We start from the raw sequence: 18,834 nt of genomic DNA, 5'->3' as shown, positions 1-18,834 counted from the left end.
GGAGAAATCTGAGTCGTGTCATCCTCAGAACCACATAAAAAACTGTAGCCTTGATGCAGCGATAGCGCTGAGTGATCCTCTCATATTGAGTACCACTCAGAACTATGCAGGATCGCCTTCCCCTCTCCGGGGGAAGGTGCCCGACAGGGCGGATGGGGGGATCAAAAAAGGAGTTTCTATCAAATAGGCCATGTTATTTTAGACCTTTTTACCTTAAATAAGTTCTCTTTTTGATCCCCCCACCCACCCTGTCGGGCACCCTCCCCCGGAGGTGGAGGGGCTACTNGCGCTGATCATCCTGTTTATTTACATCTTTTTACGAGATTAAAATTATGAGAGGATCACTCAGCGCTATCGCTGCATCAAGGCCATTCTATGTTTCGAGCCTACGCGCTCAGGACGACGTGAAGATGTGTAGAGGAGTTAGTTTTGTAGATTCAGTGCCATACTGGATGATGTGTCAGGTTATTTTTTCTCCAAGCCCTTGTTTCCTAATCAACACTTTAATACATTGAACAGGAGTCGAAAGGCGTCTTGCCTGATCCTTATCGGCTCTCCAACCTTTTTCTGTAACCGCGGAGGATATAGCTTACCCCATACTCACAACAAAAAACATATAGAACACTGGACGCTATATATGCAAAATTTTTAAGGAGTACAACATGCCAAACCCTCATTCAGACGGCGCTCTGCCTGATTCCATGTCCCCTATTTCCACTCTTCATTCAGGCAGTACCCTGGACTTTGATTATTATTTAGCGAATGGGAAGATTTTTATTCGGTCTCGTACATCCTCTGATCCCAAAAATTTTGTCGGGGGAGATCTTGTATCAACTAAAGGCGAACCAGATGCTCTTGAATGGAAACCCTTAGAGGGTTGCGGTATTCCCTATGACAAAATGTTGCGCTCTTTACTTGAGCCAGGAGAGGAACTTGTTGAGATGGGTGTGGCCAGTGGCATTGTTGCGGCTGTTTCTAATTTGCGGCGGGTTTATCTTTACAAACCAACAGATTTTACTCGGCCAATCTATTGGGACAGCCTTTTAGGGGCTCCAGATTTCTGGGGTAATGACAAGCTCTTTCTTCCTGAAGAATACAGAGACTGGGCTTTAAGCTGCAGCGTCTGTGTCAAGCCAGAAACCCGGCGCACTGATTTTATCAATCCCCAGGAAATTGTCAGGTATTTCAGTGATGCGAATGGTGTTCATTTTGACTTTGGCTTTACTGCCACTATCTATGTTTTACATAAAGACGGAAAAAAAATCCTCTATTGGGATACAGGGCTACCGGCCAGTTTTTCCCGCGGCTTTCTGGTTCCTGAAGGCATGCAAGGACAATCCATCAGTGTGGCTGGGTCTACCGTATTTTTATCTGCTGTAGATGCTGAAGGCAAGCTGCATTTTTATACCCGTATGATTGATTATGAAATTAATGGAGGCTGCCCGGGGTTGAAAGTGGGATACACTGATGTTCCGGTTGTTCATCCTCCAGAGGGGCCGGATGGAAGCTTTTTCCTCGGCTTTGGCGTGAGAAAAATGCCTTTGAATGGATGGGTTGAACATGATGTGAGTGCCATCAACCCTAATCTCACCCACAAGGTATGCATCCGTTTGACGGGGCAAGGGGATGAGGCACGGGAGTTACGCATTCAGGGGAAGCATCCTTTACTGGGAGAGGGGTATTATTTTAAAAACATTGCTGAGAGTAATTGGGGATTTTGTCCCGCAGTTGTCGAACCTGTCGCAAAAATCGCTTTTCCTTTTAATTCTGAACTGCCGCAAACTACAAAGTTACACTATAACTGCACTACTCGAAAAAGCTCTTTTTGGGGAGTTACATTAGAACTTAAAGAATTTAATCCCTTTCTTACTGATGCAGAACCTTGTTATTTGGTCCTCAGGCATGCTGGCGAAACACCTCAACATCTGCGCATTCATGCCGTAGATGCCTGGGGACTACACTATCACAGAGAGCGAGATGAAGATCTCATTGGCAGTGTAGATGGTGAGCCTAAAGCCCTTTTAGGTACCCTGGTTTTGACACCGGAACAAATAGAACTGGCAAAGAACAATAAGACTCCCCTTGAAAAATATTTAAATAAGTTCTTTTTAGCCTATCATGGAAAAACAAAAGCCATGCGCCTCGTTGCTGATGATGGCAGAGTTGTTTTAACGCTGGACAATGAGCAAACCTGGAATTTTCGCCGTACCTTGTCTGAGCCAGAAAAAGCTAATTCTTTCTATATGAGAAAAGCTATGGATAAGCAGCTCACCGTTACTCCTGTTAACCACGAAGAATGTGCCGCACTCCTGGCTAAAAATCAGGATTGCCTCAAGGAAATTCAATCGATTTTTAAATCACGCCGCGTAGAAGATCTTGAGTTTACATTAATGAATATGGATATCAGTGTGATTCGGCCATTAGCGTCCGGCTTTTTCAAAGTGGTCAATCCTGATGATCCTACTTACAAGCAGGCGGTGGAGGATTTGAGACAACCATTAAAAGCCCATACAGATGCCACAACGCATCATTGGAGCGGAAAGAATCATCCAATAGGCTATGGTAAGGCACTTTCTATTTTAAGGGAGCGCATTAAACACTTACACAAGATGATGAATCATCATTTTGAGTCGGATGTTGGGGAAAGAGCGGGGATTTATACGTCGTCCTGAGCGCGTCTTTTGGCGCGAAGGATCTCCTGAAAGCGGCATGGTGCCAATATTTGGAGATCCTTCGCGCCAAAAGACGCGCTCAGGACGACGTAGATCGGGGAATGGTAAAGCTGAGTGGTAAGAACGGCGTTGCTTTGGGGAAAAACGACTTATCTTAATTGATTATTAAGGATAACTCTTGGATAATCTCTAAAAGGACGTTTTGAATTCTTGGGGGACTAATGGGGAAGAAAACGCATAATCTTTTAACATGGGTACCTCACCTTTTTTTATTTTATAAAGAAAAGGTATTTCGTAAATTACTGCCGATTATGGTGGTGTTGACGGTCTATGAAATACTGATTGGTTTCTTAAATATCACACGCCACAATCTGGGACAATTTCACCTTATTTTCAGCTTTATCCTGACTATTGTTATCAGTTTCAGGGTTAATTCCAGCTATGCGCGTTGGTGGGAAGGACGCACTTTATGGGGTTCTATTGTTAATAATTGCAGGAATCTTGCTTTACGGTTCGACACTTATTTTGGATTAAAAGAGCATCCTGAATTTTTTCAGTTGTTGAGCAAATTACCTGTAATTGTGAAGGCGAATTTGCGTAAAGATAATAAAATAATTTCCCATGAGTTAAAAGCACTGGGATTTGAGGATTTTACCTCATTGCATCCCGTAGTGTTGGTTACCCAACGCATGTACGCCATTATTAATCAATTTCGCGATGGCAGTATCGACAGGATGCAACAATGTGCCTTGTTGGAGACGAATCTGGGTAATATCATCGACATGATTGGTGGTTGTGAGCGCATTGCCAATACGCGAATGCCGCCGGCTTTCGCCTTTTTCGTAAAACAGGCACTGCTCTTTTATTCGCTGATGTTCCCTTTTGGCTGGTTGAATACCTTTGGAGTATTGATCATCCCTATGATGCTGATGATTGTTTATATTTTATTAGGATTGGAAATTCTTTCCGAAGAATTGGAAGAACCTTTTAATATTTGTGATAACGGCCTTAATCTGGATGTTATTGCCAGAAATATTGAGTTGAATGTAGCACAGATCGCAGATGAAAGTGGGCGATAGGCCAATGATTCCTACGTCGTCCTGAGCGCGGCATGGTGCCAGTATTTGGAGATCCTTCGCGCAAAAAGACGCGCTCAGGACGACGTGGATCAAGAGGTGTAGAAGAATCGGAGTGGTTCGCTTCCCGGCTGCAAGCAGACCGGGCTACGCACCGTAAAGACTACGAATCCGTAGCCAACCTTATTTCTATGCGCTCCAATGCCTTTCCTGGATGAGCTCGTTTCAGATGCACCAAACCAACTTCGGCTGTTGATTTGACATGCGTTCCGCCACAGGGTACTTCGGCAAAACCTTCAATGCGCCAAAAGCGGCGTTGATTGGGCTCATCATGATAGCCCTTATCAATAGGCAAATCAGCTTTGATTATCGCATTGTATTCACTTAATATCTGTTCAAAAATTGCAGAGATATTATGCTCTGATTTAAAATCAATTCGGGCTTTGGTTTCAGAAATATGAGCTCCCGCTTTTTCAAAGTGAAAAGAGCGGGTTACCAGTTCCAATATCAATTCTGCGGCAAAGTGCAGTCGCATGAGCCGGTATCGTCTCGGCCAATCAATAGTCATGAGTACCACATCACCCACAACCAAACCATGATTATCCGGAAGCAGATAATAAATAAGTGTTCCTTCTATTCTGGAACTGAGCACTTCGATACCATTAATCCATGCCTTGTCACTTTCCTGACCGCCTGAAAAGGAAAAGGCTATTGTTTTTTCCAGCAGAACTTCATTGCCGTTCACCAAAGCGACTTGCGTGTTTAATGATTTTTGATACGGATCTGCCCAAAACACCTTTTCCATGATTAAGCTCCTGAAAGTGAATTACAAACAGCCTGTTCTGCAACCCGATGTTTTGCCTTAGCCTGAATCACATAAAGCAGAGCAGTACCGCAAAGGGCACAGACGGGTACAACCATTAACGCATGTTGAAATGAGTCGAGCGTATACTGTTTAAGCCCATCAGCTGTATAAGTCCCCGTCCAGGTCAAATCCATGATTTTTCCGATTAAGGTATGAAAAAAGGAACCACCGAACATATTGATGCAATTTAAGAACGCCACAGTAATACCCAAATAGTGCTGCGCAACCAATTCAGCCCCTGCGGCAAAGACTATGACTTGATAACAGCACAGCAAGCCTACCATAAAAAACAAGGCACTTAATAACCACCAGCTGCTGACAGTATTTGAAAGTAACAAGGCAAAAGCACAGGCCAGACCAGTACCACAAGCACCTATGACCAGATAATTTCCCCATTTTTTAGCAAGGAAAGCCAACATTGGGCCGCCAAAAAGCATTCCCACGAAGATAAAGGAAATGAGTAAAGCCGCATCTGCCTTGCTAAAATCAAAGGCAGTCATGAGATAAGGCACGCCCCAAACATCAGCAAAGCCTTCCAGCGCTCCTACCATTAATAAATTAGCCAAAGCCAGAGCCCAGATAACCCATGAAGAAAATAAAACAGAACAGTGTGACAGGCTCAGTTTATTTTCAGCCGATTTTTTAAGTCCTTTGGGGGAACGTAAAATCAGATAAGCCCCCAAACCTATAGCCATAGAAAGCAGGGCAAGGGCAAAACCAACATGTTGGCCATCATAAGCTTTGATCCATTGCGTCAGTGGTTTGCCGCCATAGATTGCGCCCAAAAGACCAACGCTAAATGAAAAGCCAATCATTTTGGAATACTGCCTGGTACTAAACCATTCAGACACTACTTTGGATACTCCCAGAAAACCCACTGCAGAGCCTGCGCCAATTAAAAACCGGCTGAGCAAGGCCAGATAAAAATTGGTTGTATAAGTAAAGAGTAAGGCGCCTAAACCACATAAGAGGGCAAAACTGAATACAATACGTCTTGCGCCAAACCGGTCGAGCAGCAAAGCCATAGGAATTTGCATGCCAGCATAGCCATAATAATAAAAGGCAGCCAACATGCCGAAACTGCCGGCTTCTATGGAAAATTGCAGCATGATTTCCTGCATCATCAAGCCCGGCCACAGACGCAGGATGAACTGAAACGTAAAAAATGATAAAGGGAATAACCACATCATCAAGGGTAAAAAATTGGTTCTTTGATTTAACATACATACCTCAGACTGTTCAGTTTGAAATTCCCGTTATTCACCCCTAGAGGGGTGGGGAATTAGTAATAACTGACCACTCTAGGGTAATGAGGGCAAGATAATAATAATTGAAGAAGAGGCAATAGCTGAAAAATTACCACACAGCACTGTACCTGCAGATGAATCTGCACGGTATTGAGCGTTTGTATTCTTGTGGCAATGAGTCATATTTAATGTCTTTTTGTGTCTATTTTGTTCTTTAATTTTTCAATATAACAAAATGCTTATGAATGTGTCAACCGTGACTCCGTGTTTTTAAAAAACCTGGTGTTGATTTCTCTGCGCTTAAACGGTATTAATATGAAACGTTTTTCAAAATCAGGGATTGATGATGAAACTTACTATAAGGAAAAAGGGTGGTGGTGATGCTGTTACTGTAGATATTGAACCAGGCGCAAAAGTCAGTGATTTATTTCTTCTTCTCTATCAAAACAGGGAACAGCCTCTGGAAGATGTGCCCTTGGAAGTGTATCAACAAATTCTCGTTTTGCATTTGGATGATATGTATTCAGAGCATTTCGAAACATTACTTCATAATGATAACACCTTGAGTGATTATAATATTAACGAAGAGAGCACTCTGACTCTGGACTATTCCAACCATGAGCAATATCTTTTAGCAATTCATTCCGGTGATTCGGCGATAATCAGTGCCGGAAAAGTCAGAACTGGATTTTTTGCTATGGATAGAACGCCAGTTGACCCGGCAAGCTTCGGATTGGAACAATTGGGTGCTATGCCCCCATCGGTTTGATTGCGCAAAGTATACGTCATCCTGAGCATCGCGAAGGACCTCCTGAATCTCGGGAGATCCTTCGCGATGCTCAGGATGACGAGTGAAGGCTATTCTTCGTAGCCCATTACTATTAAGATGCACGGACCGCCTGCTATGACGTTCATTTTGTGATCCAGGCAATATTGGATGGCCTTCCTGCTTTCTGCACCAGGCTGCATCCAGATATTTCTGATTCCTTTTTGCATGGCTTCTGCCACAAGGCGTTCGGTAACAGCGGGTGGGGTAATAATGGAAATACTGTTGACTTCATCAGGCAGGGCGCTGATTGAAGGAATGACGTCTAAACCCTCGATTCGTTGTTCACGAGGATTGACGGCATACACGGTCTTGCCTCGTTGCTGATAACAACGCAATACTTTATTGCCGTATTTGTCACGGTTTGATGAGGCACCAAGAACAGCGAAGGCAGGTGATTGTAAAAACAGTTCAATTTGATGTGTGAGCATGGTGAATTTGGTCTCAAGTAATCAGGAATATACAATTAAGAGTAGCAATGATTTTGCATAAATGAGAACTATATAGGGATAACGTTCATGAGTGATTTTTTCCAAACCCCACCTTGTCTTGGGAATCAGTATGAAGAGGACCGCGTATTAAAGTCTTATCTGGAATGGAAACTTCCTGCTGCCATGCTGGCTGATATTCAACCTGGCTTGCATCGTCTGGGGCAGCGGGTAGTTACAGATATCTACCAATTAGGCCAGGAAGCGGAACTATCACCACCCAAACATATTCCCTATGATCCCTGGGGAAAACGAATTGATCATATTGAAGTGTCAGCAGCATGGAAAGCGCTGGATCGAATTTCAGCCGAAGAACAATTGATTACTCTTGCTTATGAACGAAAACATGGTGCTTTATCGCGTATCCACCAATTTGCCAGGCTTTATATTTTTCATCCGTCCTCTGCAATTTATACCTGCCCTCTGGCCATGACGGATGGTGCGGCGAGAGCACTGGAGCTTTATGGCAATGAAGAACTTAAGGAACGTGCTTTTAAGCATTTGACTTCTTCTGATCCGGAGCAATTCTGGACTTCAGGACAATGGATGACGGAGCGCACTGGCGGTTCTGATGTCAGTGGGACCTCAACCATTGCCAAAGCTGATGGCCCCCATTATCGCTTGCATGGAGTCAAATGGTTTACTTCCGCAACCACATCGCAAATGGCTATGACCCTCGCCCGTATTGAGGGGGCACCAGAGGGAAGCAGGGGGCTGAGTTTATTTTATCTTGAACTGCGGGATGCCAAAGGGCGATTGAACGGTATCCGTATCAATCGTTTAAAAGAAAAACTGGGGACTCGAGCTCTCCCTACTGCAGAATTGACTTTGGATAATGCATCGGCAATTCTGGTTGGTGGCGCAGGGGATGGTGTGAAAAAGATTTCTTCTTTATTTAACATCACGCGTATTTACAATGCCTGCTGCGCAGTGGGTTACATGCGCCGTGCTCTTGCTCTGGCGCGGGATTATGCCACTAAACGGGTTGCTTTCGGACGCTCTTTATCAGAGCAAAGCCTGCATTTGGAAACTTTGGCTATGATGCAAGTCGAGTTTGAGGGGGCATTCCATCTCGTATTTCATGCAGTTGAGCTTTTGGGTAAAGAGGAGCTTAACGAAGCCAGCAAAGAGGAGCAGGCCATTTTAAGGTTGTTAACCCCGCTCATCAAATTATATACAGCGAAACAGGCTATTGCCCTGGTTAGTGAGGCTCTCGAAGCTTTCGGTGGGGCCGGGTATATAGAAGATACCGGTTTGCCCAAATTATTACGTGATGCTCAGGTACTTTCTATCTGGGAGGGGACAACGAATATTCTCAGCCTTGATGCCTTGCGCGCAATCCGTAAGGAAAATGCAGCCCTGCCTTTTCTTGATGATATAGGACAACGCCTTTCCCGGATTAATCAACAGACTCTTGAGTCTTCTTGCGAAACGGTCAGGGCAGCTTTGCTAAAACTAAAAGAATACATCCAGAAAATGGCGGTAATGAGCGAAGAAGAACAACAAGCGGCTGCCCGTTGCTTTGCTTTTTCCTTAACCCGAACCTATGCAGCAAGTCTGTTGCTGGAGCATGCGCAATGGGCTTTGGAACATAATAAAGACAAGCAAGTAGTGATTGCCGCAATGCGCTGGTGCTCTAAAAATCTGACGGAGCTGATTTATCCGGATGAATCTTATCGCAATGATTCAAAGGCTCTTGCACTTGACGGATTTTAATTTTTTGCAAAATCCTATATGATAAATTTATCCTTTCCATTAAAACAGGATGTTTATGGAGAACAAAGGTAATTCATTTTATGGTACATCGCTTAAATTTTTACCCAGTGAAGTGCCGCAAAGTACGTACGAGCAATACGCCTATTATGTGCTTGCCATGTTATGTGATGGAGCACATAATCATTGGGGGAAAATTCTTCATTTACCGGTATTTAAAGCCTTGTTGATTAAAAATAATCCGGAATTATTGAAATGTGTCCGTGATGTGTACCGTGAAGGTTTTCATCATTTGTTTGGGCAATTGACCGCGATGGAACAAAAGCCGGAATATTTGACCCAGGCGCAGATTTTTCTCAACAATTGCATGACGTTCCTGCCTTATTTTGATTTAAACTCCCGTGAAACCTTCCGCATCCCGCAATGGATAGAGAATCAGCGTTGGGAAGAAGTGGAGTACCGGATTGAACCGATTCTAATGACCTCCCCGAAAAAAGGATCTCATTGGTTTACCAAAAAAAGCGACCTGTATTATGCCTATGGCTTTGTCCCGGTCGACCATTCAACCGCACCTTGTCACTTGCTTTTTATAGGCACTCCCCATCCAACCCACTGGGGGTGCTGGCTTGGGATAAAGTCTGATTTGCAAGCACATAAAACGGTGGGTGAGGCCTTATACAGGGCAGGGCGTGACGTATTGGCGAACTGGATAGCCCGGCAAAATCATGAGGTTCATGCCTTGGGTATCAGTCTTGGCGGGTCTATCTCCTTGTTACTTGGTATTGATCAGGGAGATAAAATAAAACAGGTTCATGCTTATAATCCCGCCGGTCTTTATCATTATAAACATCATAATGATTTGGATAAGTGGTCTGCAATAAAAAATAAACCTTATGTACGCGTCATTCGGCAGGGCAATGATCCGGTTTCCAAATTAGGCTTGCATAAATCGGAATGGGATATTTTTTATTTAAAACCAACTAAGAAAAAGCAGGGTAAAATCGGGATTTTGGATCATGCTTTGAACTTTGCCGGTGAAGCGGACACGGAGTTTTCCCATATCAATCCTGAAGATCAGAACCATAATTTTCGTTTCTTTAATAAATTCGTTTATGGATACGCAAGAACCGCACTGTATAGGGCTGCCGTTCTTCCTTATCATTATGGAGTCAGACCTTTCCTGTAAACAATGCGAATATTAAAAAAAGGGCTATAATTAAAGAAATAGTCCTTTTTGTGTGTATTTATGCCAGTATTTACTAATTTCAAAGATTTATACCAATCCCTTAAAAGCTCATGGGCTGCTGAGGCTCCTGAAGTCACAGAAATGCGCCTGCAAGACAGTGTGGAAAATAACAATGATCCTAACGATATGCCTCTTGAGGTAGAGAAAAATCTAAAGTCGAATCTGGGGCCTATAGATACGGAAGCAGAAATTAAGCGTGAAGAAGAAAACAATCGTTTTCGCCCATAATTTAAACAGTGTAGCCTTGATGCAGCGCTAATTCCGCCGTCCCGCGGCTTGTTCGCGGGATCCAGAGATCTTACTTCGAGCCTGGATCCCGCGGACAAGCCGCGGGACGGTGGAGTAATGCTTAACTCAGCTCCTCCATCTCAGAGGATGCCATAGCCGTCAGGTTAAGGCTCAGAAGAAGCAAACGGCACGGTTCAGTTCCCTCGCCCGCGCTAGAAATTCGTGTATAGAACTGCGGTTGAACGCGGGAGAGGGTTAGGGAGAGGGCCAATATCGGTCTTAACCCTCTTCCCAGCCCTCTCCCGCGATAAGAATATGATTATTAATAAAATTCCTTTCGCGGGAGAGGGAGCCAGACCCTGCCAAATTTTAAGTTTCGAGCCTTAGCCTGAGGGCTATGGGGAGGATGCCCGACACATTGCCATTAAGTAACGTGAGTTCGGGATAAGAAGCTTGATTTATCCAGTCGTTACTTCGATGCCGTTCGGGCTGAGGAAGCGCGATAGCGCTGTCTCGAAGCCTTGGCATGGTGCTAAGGCTTCGAGACGAGGCTAGCGCCTCTCTCAGCCCGAACGGATCCAGGTAAATCAATCTTCTTATCCCGAACTCACGTTAAGTAAGTAATAGGCGATTGATTTAAACATATAAAAAACTGTAGCCTTGATTTCGCTATCGCTGCATCAAGGCTACACTGATTTAATAATTGACCCATACAAAAAATAAATGAAAAAAATTCAAGTCAAGGCTGTATTTTTATTTTTTTTTTGTTAATATGTTCGACCCGATATCCATTTTTACATTCAAAATCCCCTGTGGATATTTTTTTTAGCACATCTCCAGATTAATTATCAAAGACCTCTTGTATTTTTTTAAAAACTCTTTATTTATATAGTTTATAGCCACTTTGCAGTCTTTTTTAATTCGTTTTGGTTATCCACAATTTCTGTGGATAACTCTGTGAATACTCTGTCAGTCTACCTGTTGATTTAATTAAAAATCATTAAGGCGATGCTGATGAGAACAATAACCAAGATCACCAGGTGCTTGTGTTTGAAGGAGTTTGGCGCATTCATAAAAGGGATATTCCTTGTTAAGTGTCTCTTTTATAATCTAGCTCATTTTTGACTGTTTTGAGAACTTACCCGCCTGTGCTGTTCCTGATATTAATTCCTTCTATTTGTTCTTCTAATTGCTCTACTTTTTGTTTGCTTTCGGGGACGCTGAAAAAGGTGTAATTGCCAGACACTTGTTTGTTAATAAGGGCTGCGGCAATGTATATTACCCCAACCAACAGAATGGCTAAACTAATATTGGCCAGTATGTATTTCCATTCCTCGCGATGCTCTCCCAGAATAAGTTTTGCAGCCATGATGTGTCCCCGAGACTCTTCTTTAAACTGTTCCAAAGCAACGGTTTCATCAGTTTCGCCATTTTCGGCGTATTTTTTTACTCCCTTGCGTATCTGTCCAGCGAGGAGTGTCGCTGCCTCAGATGCTGCAATTTCATTCCTGTCGCTTAATTGCTTCGCCTTTTTTTCTATCTCTTGCACTTGCAACAAAATGGGGGCCATTCTTTCCATTCGGGCAAACTGGCGATCTTTTTTATCTTCGAGTGCCCGTTGATACTGACGTTCTGCTTCCTCTGTATCTTTAACAATTTGTTGCAAAGCAGAGGCTGCAACTTCTTGTTGACGCAAAGCCAGTCGTAAGGCTTCCATTTCAGTTTGCAGTTTTGTTTTTGCCAGTTCTGTCTGATCTTTTTCTGCGGATGCTGCAATAAGTCGGGCCGCATTTTCTTCCGTAGCAAGGGCTTGCTCCCTGAGTTTTGCTGTTGCTTCAGCTATAGCCCCTTCTTTCGACAGCAAATGCTGTTGTAGCTGTTCCATAGTCTGATTCAGCGTGGCATATCGGTGTTCCAATTCTTTTGCTTGAGCCTCGGTGGCTCTCTTTTCATCACCTAATTGCTCAATGCTTAAAGTCAGTGCCTGTTTTTCCGCCCGTACTTTTAATAACTGCTCGCTTAAAGTGCCTATTTGATTCTTTTGTGCATCAATCTGTTCTTTCAGCTGTTTTATTTCCTGTATCTGAGCATTTAAAAGAGAGTTCTCCTGTTCTTTAGCTGACAATTGCTGTTGCAGTGTTTCCACTATGCCTTGTTGCTGTTGGATTTCTTCTTTCAGTGAGATAATGTCCTGTTCCGCCAAGTCCTTGCCGTCGCTTTGTTTGCTGACTTCTGAGCGCAGAGTTCCATTTTCTTCCTGCAATTGAGCTATCTGTGCTGCCACTTGTCGTTGCAGTTCTTCCATTTGGTCTTGTTGTTTTTGGATTTCTTCTTTTAGCGATACAACGGATTGTTCTGCCAATGCCTTGCCATCACTTTGTTTGCTGACGTCTGAGCGCAGAGTTCTATTTTCTTCCCGTAATTGCACTACCTGTGTTGATAATTCCATCAACTCCTTATCTTTTGCCTCCCTCAATTTCTGTAAGGAGGATAATTGCTTTTCATAATCTTCGGAGGTTTTCTTCGCTGTTGCTTTGATGGTAAGTATTTGTTGCTGTAAGTCTGCTATTTCAGAACCTAACTGAGCCAGTTCCTGTTTTAAAGACTGTGCGGCTTGTTCTGCTTCTCTGTGAGACTTATTATGTGTTTCTATATCTGAGAGAAGTTTGCGGTTTCTTTCCTCCATGTCTCGTAATTGAGATTCCATTTTTCTGCCAAGCTCATCCGCTTGTTCTTTTAATCGGGCATTATTTTCAGCACTGAGGTTTAGTAAATGTTGCCATTGGCGTATTCTTGTGATTTTGGCTACAGGATCATCGATACGACCATTGAATTCACCTGTGTTAAATGCTTCATTCACTCGATGCCATAATGCATCATTTTTAATAATTCGTTCAATCAAAGGGCTTGGCATAGGGTGATTTAATTCTTCCAGACACAGGGTTGCCAGTTGATCGCCAGTCATGCTGTTTAGCACATGATCTTCTATAGGATAGAAGAAGGTTTTTTCGCTCTGTGGAGCAATTTGCACATCGTTCAGAACACTCGGGATTTCCTGTTCCGTCTGGACAAATTCCGCCAAAACAAGTTTTAGCTTACCCCTATATTCCCCAACTACTTCATCCAGTCCGAATTCTTGCGCTCGTTTTATCACAGCCAAAGTATTAATAATCCCTTGCCCCAAGGTTAATAATTTTTGTATTTTAACCCAAGGAGCATCTTCGTGTGCTTTAGCATATTCTTGGCAAGGGCTCTCAAAAGCATCAAAGCGCACTGAATTTAATGTATCGGGGATTAAAGTAAATAAACGGCGTAATACAGTACTTTCTTTATATTGACTGACAAACGCATGTCCATATTTTGCTTCTCCCTTTTCTTGATAGTAAGGAGTAAACAGATTTTCAGAATGTGCAGAATCATGCTGCCAAAGATTGGTTGCATCACATTGATTCGCCAGGAGTTCTACATAATCGTTAAAATGGTGAGCCAGGATTGATAAATCCACCAGGCTATTATCAATGTTATCAACAGGTAATATGTGGTGCCACTGCTTGATTATTTCTGGAAAAGATTCACCCTTTTCAGTTACGGGGCTTACTGTAATGCTTTCATACAGATGAGCCGCACTGGACTCAGTAGTAAGATCTTTCAGATCAGATATTTTGGCTAAACGGGACAGTAATAAAGAGGCCATATCTGTAGCAAATTGGTCACCACTTCCATCCGTGCCAAAAGTTACCTTGGCGAAAGAATCCATAGCTATGTATTTGGCAAATGCATCTTTGGCTGGTTGATCAATTAAATCAGCCGGTATATTTCTTAAAGCACTGCTCACTATATCCCGTAGCAGGTCTTCATTTAACTGGTCTTGTAATTTATGGCCCTTTCCTGCCATAGCGGGAAATAGCCCTTTGATCTTTTTATAATTCATGAAAAAATCTTTGGTAATGTTTTTGTAATTAAACCAGCCCCTGTTTTCTGAAGGATAAAGAATGTTGTCATTATTTAGTGGATCGGCAAAGTTACGAAAGGCATCGCCCCAGTCAATGCGGGCAAACTGTTTGCTGCCCCCTTTATTATGGAGCTGGACTATATTGCCGCTGTGTACGCTATGGGCACCTAACCATAATGAAAACATGAGCGCCATGGAAAGACCGAATTGCTTGCCCTGCTGGGTCACGGATGTATAGTAGAATGAGCCCCAAAAAGATTCGCTCCAGACACTTCTGTCGCTACCGTCATTTTTGGTCGTACCAATAACTTTATGTAATTCGTCAAAAGAAACTAAGGGTTGAATCAGGCCATAGGATTTGTCATCAAATTGAATCACGTCAGCACAAATTAACGATGGAAAATAGACTTCATCAATTAATTTACGCTCCTTAAACTCCTGGATTAGAAGGCCTGCAAATAATTCTGCAAACAATTCACCTTTATCTGCCGGTTTTTTGATAAAGAACTTCTGTTTGCCTTCAGTTTCTTCGTAGAAACCGTCAACGACACCTTTATTTTTCCCCCCGCTTTTTTCTTGAAAGCGAGTGAGTTCTTTACCTTTGTAGGCTACCATTATTTCCTGTTCTCAAAAATACGTATTCTTGAAGTATAACAAGCGCGTATTAAGTAATTATTAAGTACCAGGCCACAATTTAATGATAAACCATGCGTGGCAGCTTTTTCGCTTCTTCTACCCAGGTTACTACCTGATTTAACCCAGGAATATGACGTACAAGATGGCTGACATCGTTTTTTTCCTTTAAAACTGAATACAGATGTTCTGGATTACGATGTGCCAGCTCAGGAATTGAGTCCACTCCTGCCTTTTCGAGCAGTTCAGCATATTCTTCACTAATGCCATTAACTCGAGCCAAATCTGCCTGATTCGTCCATTTCAAAATGAGTTTGTGACTGATGCCAGTCTGGGCAGCCACTTTGAAACGTCCTCTTCTGCTGCTACAGGCCTGGAGCAGATCTTTCTGATCTTCTATTCCTGCTTGTTTGAGCATGGCGGCAAATTTAGGGCCTATGCCTTCAATTTGAGTTAACTTGTACATGGTATCTCCGATACTTGGGTTTGATATGTAAATTATAGCCCAAATTGTTCTATTTTTGTTCTTTTGTTGAAGGTGTTGGTACTGCAAACAGATATTGACTTACTAGATTGGAAAATGTCTAATGACTGCAATCAGACCAATAAATTGGGGCATCAAAAATCAGCCCTTATCTGTTTTAAATTCCAAATCATAATCAACTAAAAAATAATCAAATAATTTTTCAAGGATAAATCATGAGTACAGTTTTAATGAAAAATGCGTGCGGTATCGTGTTTTTTGTGTTGAGTTCTATTGTCAGCACGGCAGGATATGCCTGGTATGGTGGTGTGGTAAGCGTTGGCTTTGGCGGTGGGAATGTACATTATCACGGTGATGACATCCGTGTTTATAATCCCGGTGGTTATGGTTACCGTGGCGGTTATTACTATGGTGGAGGGCCGACTATTATCGTTCCTAATGTGATTATCAATGCCCAGGTACAAAGATATTATGTGCCCCAATGTGAAGAAGTAGAAGTCTGTAATTCTTATGGGGAATGCTGGCTGGATCAGTTTTGTAATTAACCTTTCCAATCCTCTAAATCAGTAGCCAGTATTAACGTGACGCGAATCCTGGCTACAAAAAATTTACAACTCCTTTCATTTATCCGCTTGAATATCATCATCAATAACCTATTCTTAATATATTCATTAAGATTATTTTTAGATCTTTAAGTTATTATTTTGGTCACAACCCTTTGGGTATTGGGGGATCATATGAATGACAGGACGGGGAAAAGATCCCTCCAGGCATTAAAGCAGACACAGCTTGAGCTCAATAGACAGATTGCAATGCTTCAGGAAGAAAGCAGGCGTTTGCGTGATGAAATAGAAAAGGCCCAGGTCACTAAAGACAGCCTCTTCATTAATGGGCAGAGAATTAGTGCTACACGAGTAAGGATTGGTACTTTACAAAAAAACATTCAAGCGGAATTAAATAAGCTTACCCTTGTTAATCCGGCGTCTGTTTCTGAAAGTGACGTTTCGTCGATGGCACCTCCGCCACCTCCTGCCTCTCCACCACTTTCACCCCCATTTGTTGCAAAAATGGGCGCTTTAAAATCAGGAAAAAGCAAAGGCACCTTACCTGAAAAACGTGCTGATGCAAAAGGCGATTTGCTAAAAGAAATAAGTGTTGGCAAAAAGTTAAAATCTGATAACGACAGGACAGCCCAAAAATCGGAACAAGACGAATCTGCACTTTATGACTCAAGCATCCATCTTAAAGAGAACGAGGTAAAGCGTCTGGTTGAACAGGTTAATGATTTATTAGATGCACTTGAAACGGAAAAAGCCATTGCGCAGGAGTATGCAGAGGAACTTGAAAAGCAGTCAGAGCTTATTCTTGAATTGCAAGAAATTGAGGTGAGCCTGGAAGAAGAATTTACAAAGGTACAAGAGGAAGTTGGTATTGAGTTAGCTCTTTTGGAAGAACAAAAAGCATCGGTAAAAAGAGAGCAATTGGCAGAGCATGAAGCTTTGGTAAAAAAAGAAGCTGTCCAGTCTGCTGAGTTTGCCGATCCTCCTTCTGCACCACCACCTCCTCCAACACAAGCACCTCCCGCACCAACATTTGCTCCAGTCAGTAACAGTTTTAAACTTAAAGTAAAAGCTGTCAAAGCTGAGACACCACAAGTTTTAGATAATGCGCCAAAAACACCCGCAGGTCGGCAGGGCACTATCGATACTGGGGAAGTCGCATCCATAGCCCAAGAATCCCAAAAAAGACGTGAAGCTTTGGAGATAAGGAATTACCTGGCTGAAAAATTAATAGAGTTAGTAGCGGAAGAGTCTGTAGCGGAAGAAGATGAAATGGACTACAGTTCCGAACAACAAAAATTGATATCAATCCTCGGGGATGCAGAGTATCAGCGACTGAAAACAGAAATGGTACAAAGTCTGGACGATCAAATGTCTGATATGGAAAAAGGGGCAGCACAAAGACGTGCCGCTCTTAACAGGACACCTAAAGAACTTGCCTTAATTGCAGGGCTTAAAGATAAATCCAGATTACTAGGAAGGGTTCTTGCCTTTATTGATGAGATTGTCGGAAAAACTAACCTGTTGGCTACTGGTAAAGGTATGAAGCAAGCAGAAGAGACACAAGCTCAAAAAGTATTTGAAAAACAGCAACAAGAAGAGGCGCAAAAAAAAGAGCAGAGAGATAAGGAGCTTGAGGCTGCCCAAAAAATTAAAGCAGAAGAAAAAGCTGCTTTTGTTAAAAGTGAATTGTTGAAACTTGGAATAAAAGAGGGAACGGTTAATACGGAGGCAATAAAAAAAGCCGCCGCAGAAAAGGCTGTTCAAGCGCAAACTGGAGGCGGATTGGGAGTTAATGACGTTGCTGCCTTCCTGGAATCTGTAGATAAAGATTTAAGTACTAAAATCGAATTATTTAGAGCAGCAGCCTTGCAAGCGATGGAGTCAGCAGCAATGCAACCTCCAGAAGGAGAAGCTCCTCCTGTTCCAGAGGAAGAACTCCCCATTATCGAACCTGCTGATAAAAATCCCCCTGTTGCGGAAACTCACACGGAGAGTATGCAACATGCGGTGTTGGATTTTGATGAAATTGAGCGAGACTTGAACGAACTAGACCAGCGACTGGCACAAGATGTGAGCCGTCAATTAGAACAGGATTTGAGTGAAATTGAGCAGGGTTTAAGAGAAATAGACCAGCAATTGGCGCAAGAGGACAATCGCCAGTTAGAACAGGATTTGAGTGAAATTGAGCAAGGTTTAAGAGAAATAGAACAACAGTTAGCCAAACCCCAATCCAAACCTGTACAACGTGCTGAACAGAAACTCAGCCACTTGGTCACGTCTCAGAGAAAAGAGAGTAATTCTCGTCGTGATTTATTAGAAAAATCGGATTTTGATACGCATTTGGGAGCAATTAAAAAGGCCGCAGAGCATTTTGCCAATAATAAGCAACCCCTTGCTGCAAAAGAAACCAATATTCTACATGGAAAATTGCTTCAAGCCAGGGACGCATTCATCAAAACAGGAGATGTAGATAAATTCATATTGACCAGTAATAAAGCACTGGCAGTCCATGAAACGAGATATCTTGCCCAGAATGAAGGAATATTTACATTGCTTAAGCGTACTGTAAAGTCGTTACAGGGTTGTGTTAAAATTATTGCCAGTAAGCCAAACGATGAGACACAAACTAAAAAAGTACAGATACAAAACAATGAAAACCAGGAGCCTAATGCTGCTGCGAAAGGTAAAGAAATTCCTGCGATTCGCGCCATGAAAAAGGCACTAAGGGAACTTCAGGATGTGAACACAACAGATGCCCCGGAGGATAGAAACGATTTGCATATTTAATTACATTTATCAGTTTTTTAAAACTTACTTGCGTACAAATAAAGGTACATGTAC

13 protein-coding genes are annotated in these 18,834 nt (G+C 42.6%); 8 read left to right on the top strand and 5 right to left on the bottom strand.

Annotation, left to right across the window (positions count from 1 at the left end):
* The first annotated feature begins 662 nt into the window (after positions 1 to 662).
* Both B094_RS0104195 and B094_RS0104190 read left to right on the top strand, forming a co-directional pair.
* On the top strand, positions 663 to 2,672 hold the full coding sequence (locus tag B094_RS0104195; RefSeq protein WP_018576549.1) for a hypothetical protein: 2,010 nt from the start codon (positions 663 to 665) through the stop codon (positions 2,670 to 2,672).
* Positions 2,673 to 2,893: 221 nt separating this feature from the next.
* Entirely contained in the window at positions 2,894 to 3,751 is an 858-nt protein-coding gene (locus tag B094_RS0104190; protein WP_018576548.1) for a bestrophin family protein, read from the top strand.
* Between the two features lie 160 nt (positions 3,752 to 3,911).
* Here B094_RS0104190 and B094_RS0104185 read toward each other — a convergent pair whose 3' ends face one another.
* The gene (locus tag B094_RS0104185) at positions 3,912 to 4,553 is read right to left on the bottom strand and encodes an alanyl-tRNA editing protein (protein ID WP_018576547.1); all 642 of its coding nucleotides are present in this window, start codon (positions 4,551 to 4,553) and stop codon (positions 3,912 to 3,914) included.
* Positions 4,554 to 4,555: 2 nt separating this feature from the next.
* Positions 4,556 to 5,836 (bottom strand): MFS transporter, encoded by a 1,281-nt coding sequence (locus B094_RS0104180; RefSeq protein ID WP_018576546.1) that lies wholly within the window; start codon positions 5,834 to 5,836, stop codon positions 4,556 to 4,558.
* Positions 5,837 to 6,203: 367 nt separating this feature from the next.
* On the opposite strand from B094_RS0104180, the gene B094_RS0104175 reads away from it, so the two are divergent.
* Complete coding sequence (locus B094_RS0104175) at positions 6,204 to 6,629, top strand: ubiquitin-like domain-containing protein (RefSeq protein ID WP_155823588.1); 426 nt, start codon at positions 6,204 to 6,206, stop codon at positions 6,627 to 6,629.
* 89 nt (positions 6,630 to 6,718) lie between these two features.
* Here the strand turns inward: B094_RS0104175 and B094_RS0104170 are convergent, their stop codons facing one another.
* On the bottom strand, positions 6,719 to 7,117 hold the full coding sequence (locus tag B094_RS0104170; RefSeq protein ID WP_018576544.1) for a CoA-binding protein: 399 nt from the start codon (positions 7,115 to 7,117) through the stop codon (positions 6,719 to 6,721).
* An 87-nt stretch (positions 7,118 to 7,204) separates the two neighbouring features.
* Here B094_RS0104170 and B094_RS0104165 point away from each other — a divergent pair, with 87 nt between their 5' ends.
* From B094_RS0104165 to B094_RS0104155, 3 genes are read left to right on the top strand one after another with little or no spacing between them, the layout of a single operon-like run.
* Entirely contained in the window at positions 7,205 to 8,890 is a 1,686-nt protein-coding gene (locus B094_RS0104165) for an acyl-CoA dehydrogenase family protein (protein WP_018576543.1), read from the top strand.
* Between the two features lie 55 nt (positions 8,891 to 8,945).
* A complete protein-coding gene (locus tag B094_RS15705; RefSeq protein ID WP_018576542.1) occupies positions 8,946 to 10,073 on the top strand; it encodes a hypothetical protein in 1,128 nt (375 codons plus the stop codon).
* Between the two features lie 60 nt (positions 10,074 to 10,133).
* Positions 10,134 to 10,361, top strand: a complete 228-nt coding sequence (locus tag B094_RS0104155; RefSeq protein ID WP_018576541.1) for a hypothetical protein — start codon at positions 10,134 to 10,136, stop codon at positions 10,359 to 10,361.
* A 1,138-nt stretch (positions 10,362 to 11,499) separates the two neighbouring features.
* Here the strand turns inward: B094_RS0104155 and B094_RS15700 are convergent.
* Positions 11,500 to 14,928: a LepB GTPase-activating domain-containing protein gene (locus B094_RS15700; RefSeq protein ID WP_018576540.1), complete on the bottom strand. Its 3,429-nt coding sequence runs from the start codon at positions 14,926 to 14,928 to the stop codon at positions 11,500 to 11,502.
* A gap of 79 nt (positions 14,929 to 15,007) precedes the next feature.
* Positions 15,008 to 15,412, bottom strand: a complete 405-nt coding sequence (locus tag B094_RS0104145) for a DUF4332 domain-containing protein (protein ID WP_018576539.1) — start codon at positions 15,410 to 15,412, stop codon at positions 15,008 to 15,010.
* 233 nt (positions 15,413 to 15,645) lie between these two features.
* Between B094_RS0104145 and B094_RS0104140 the strand changes: the two genes are divergently transcribed.
* Both B094_RS0104140 and B094_RS0104135 read left to right on the top strand, forming a co-directional pair.
* Entirely contained in the window at positions 15,646 to 15,975 is a 330-nt protein-coding gene (locus B094_RS0104140; RefSeq protein ID WP_018576538.1) for a hypothetical protein, read from the top strand.
* Positions 15,976 to 16,167: 192 nt separating this feature from the next.
* A complete protein-coding gene (locus B094_RS0104135) occupies positions 16,168 to 18,780 on the top strand; it encodes a coiled-coil domain-containing protein (RefSeq protein ID WP_018576537.1) in 2,613 nt (870 codons plus the stop codon).
* Positions 18,781 to 18,834 lie beyond the last annotated feature (54 nt).

It is taken from the genome of Legionella shakespearei DSM 23087 (genome assembly GCF_000373765.1).
GTDB lineage: Bacteria > Pseudomonadota > Gammaproteobacteria > Legionellales > Legionellaceae > Legionella > Legionella shakespearei.
The sequence above is the reverse complement of the archived record's forward strand: the minus strand, read 5'-3'. Positions and strand labels throughout refer to the sequence as shown.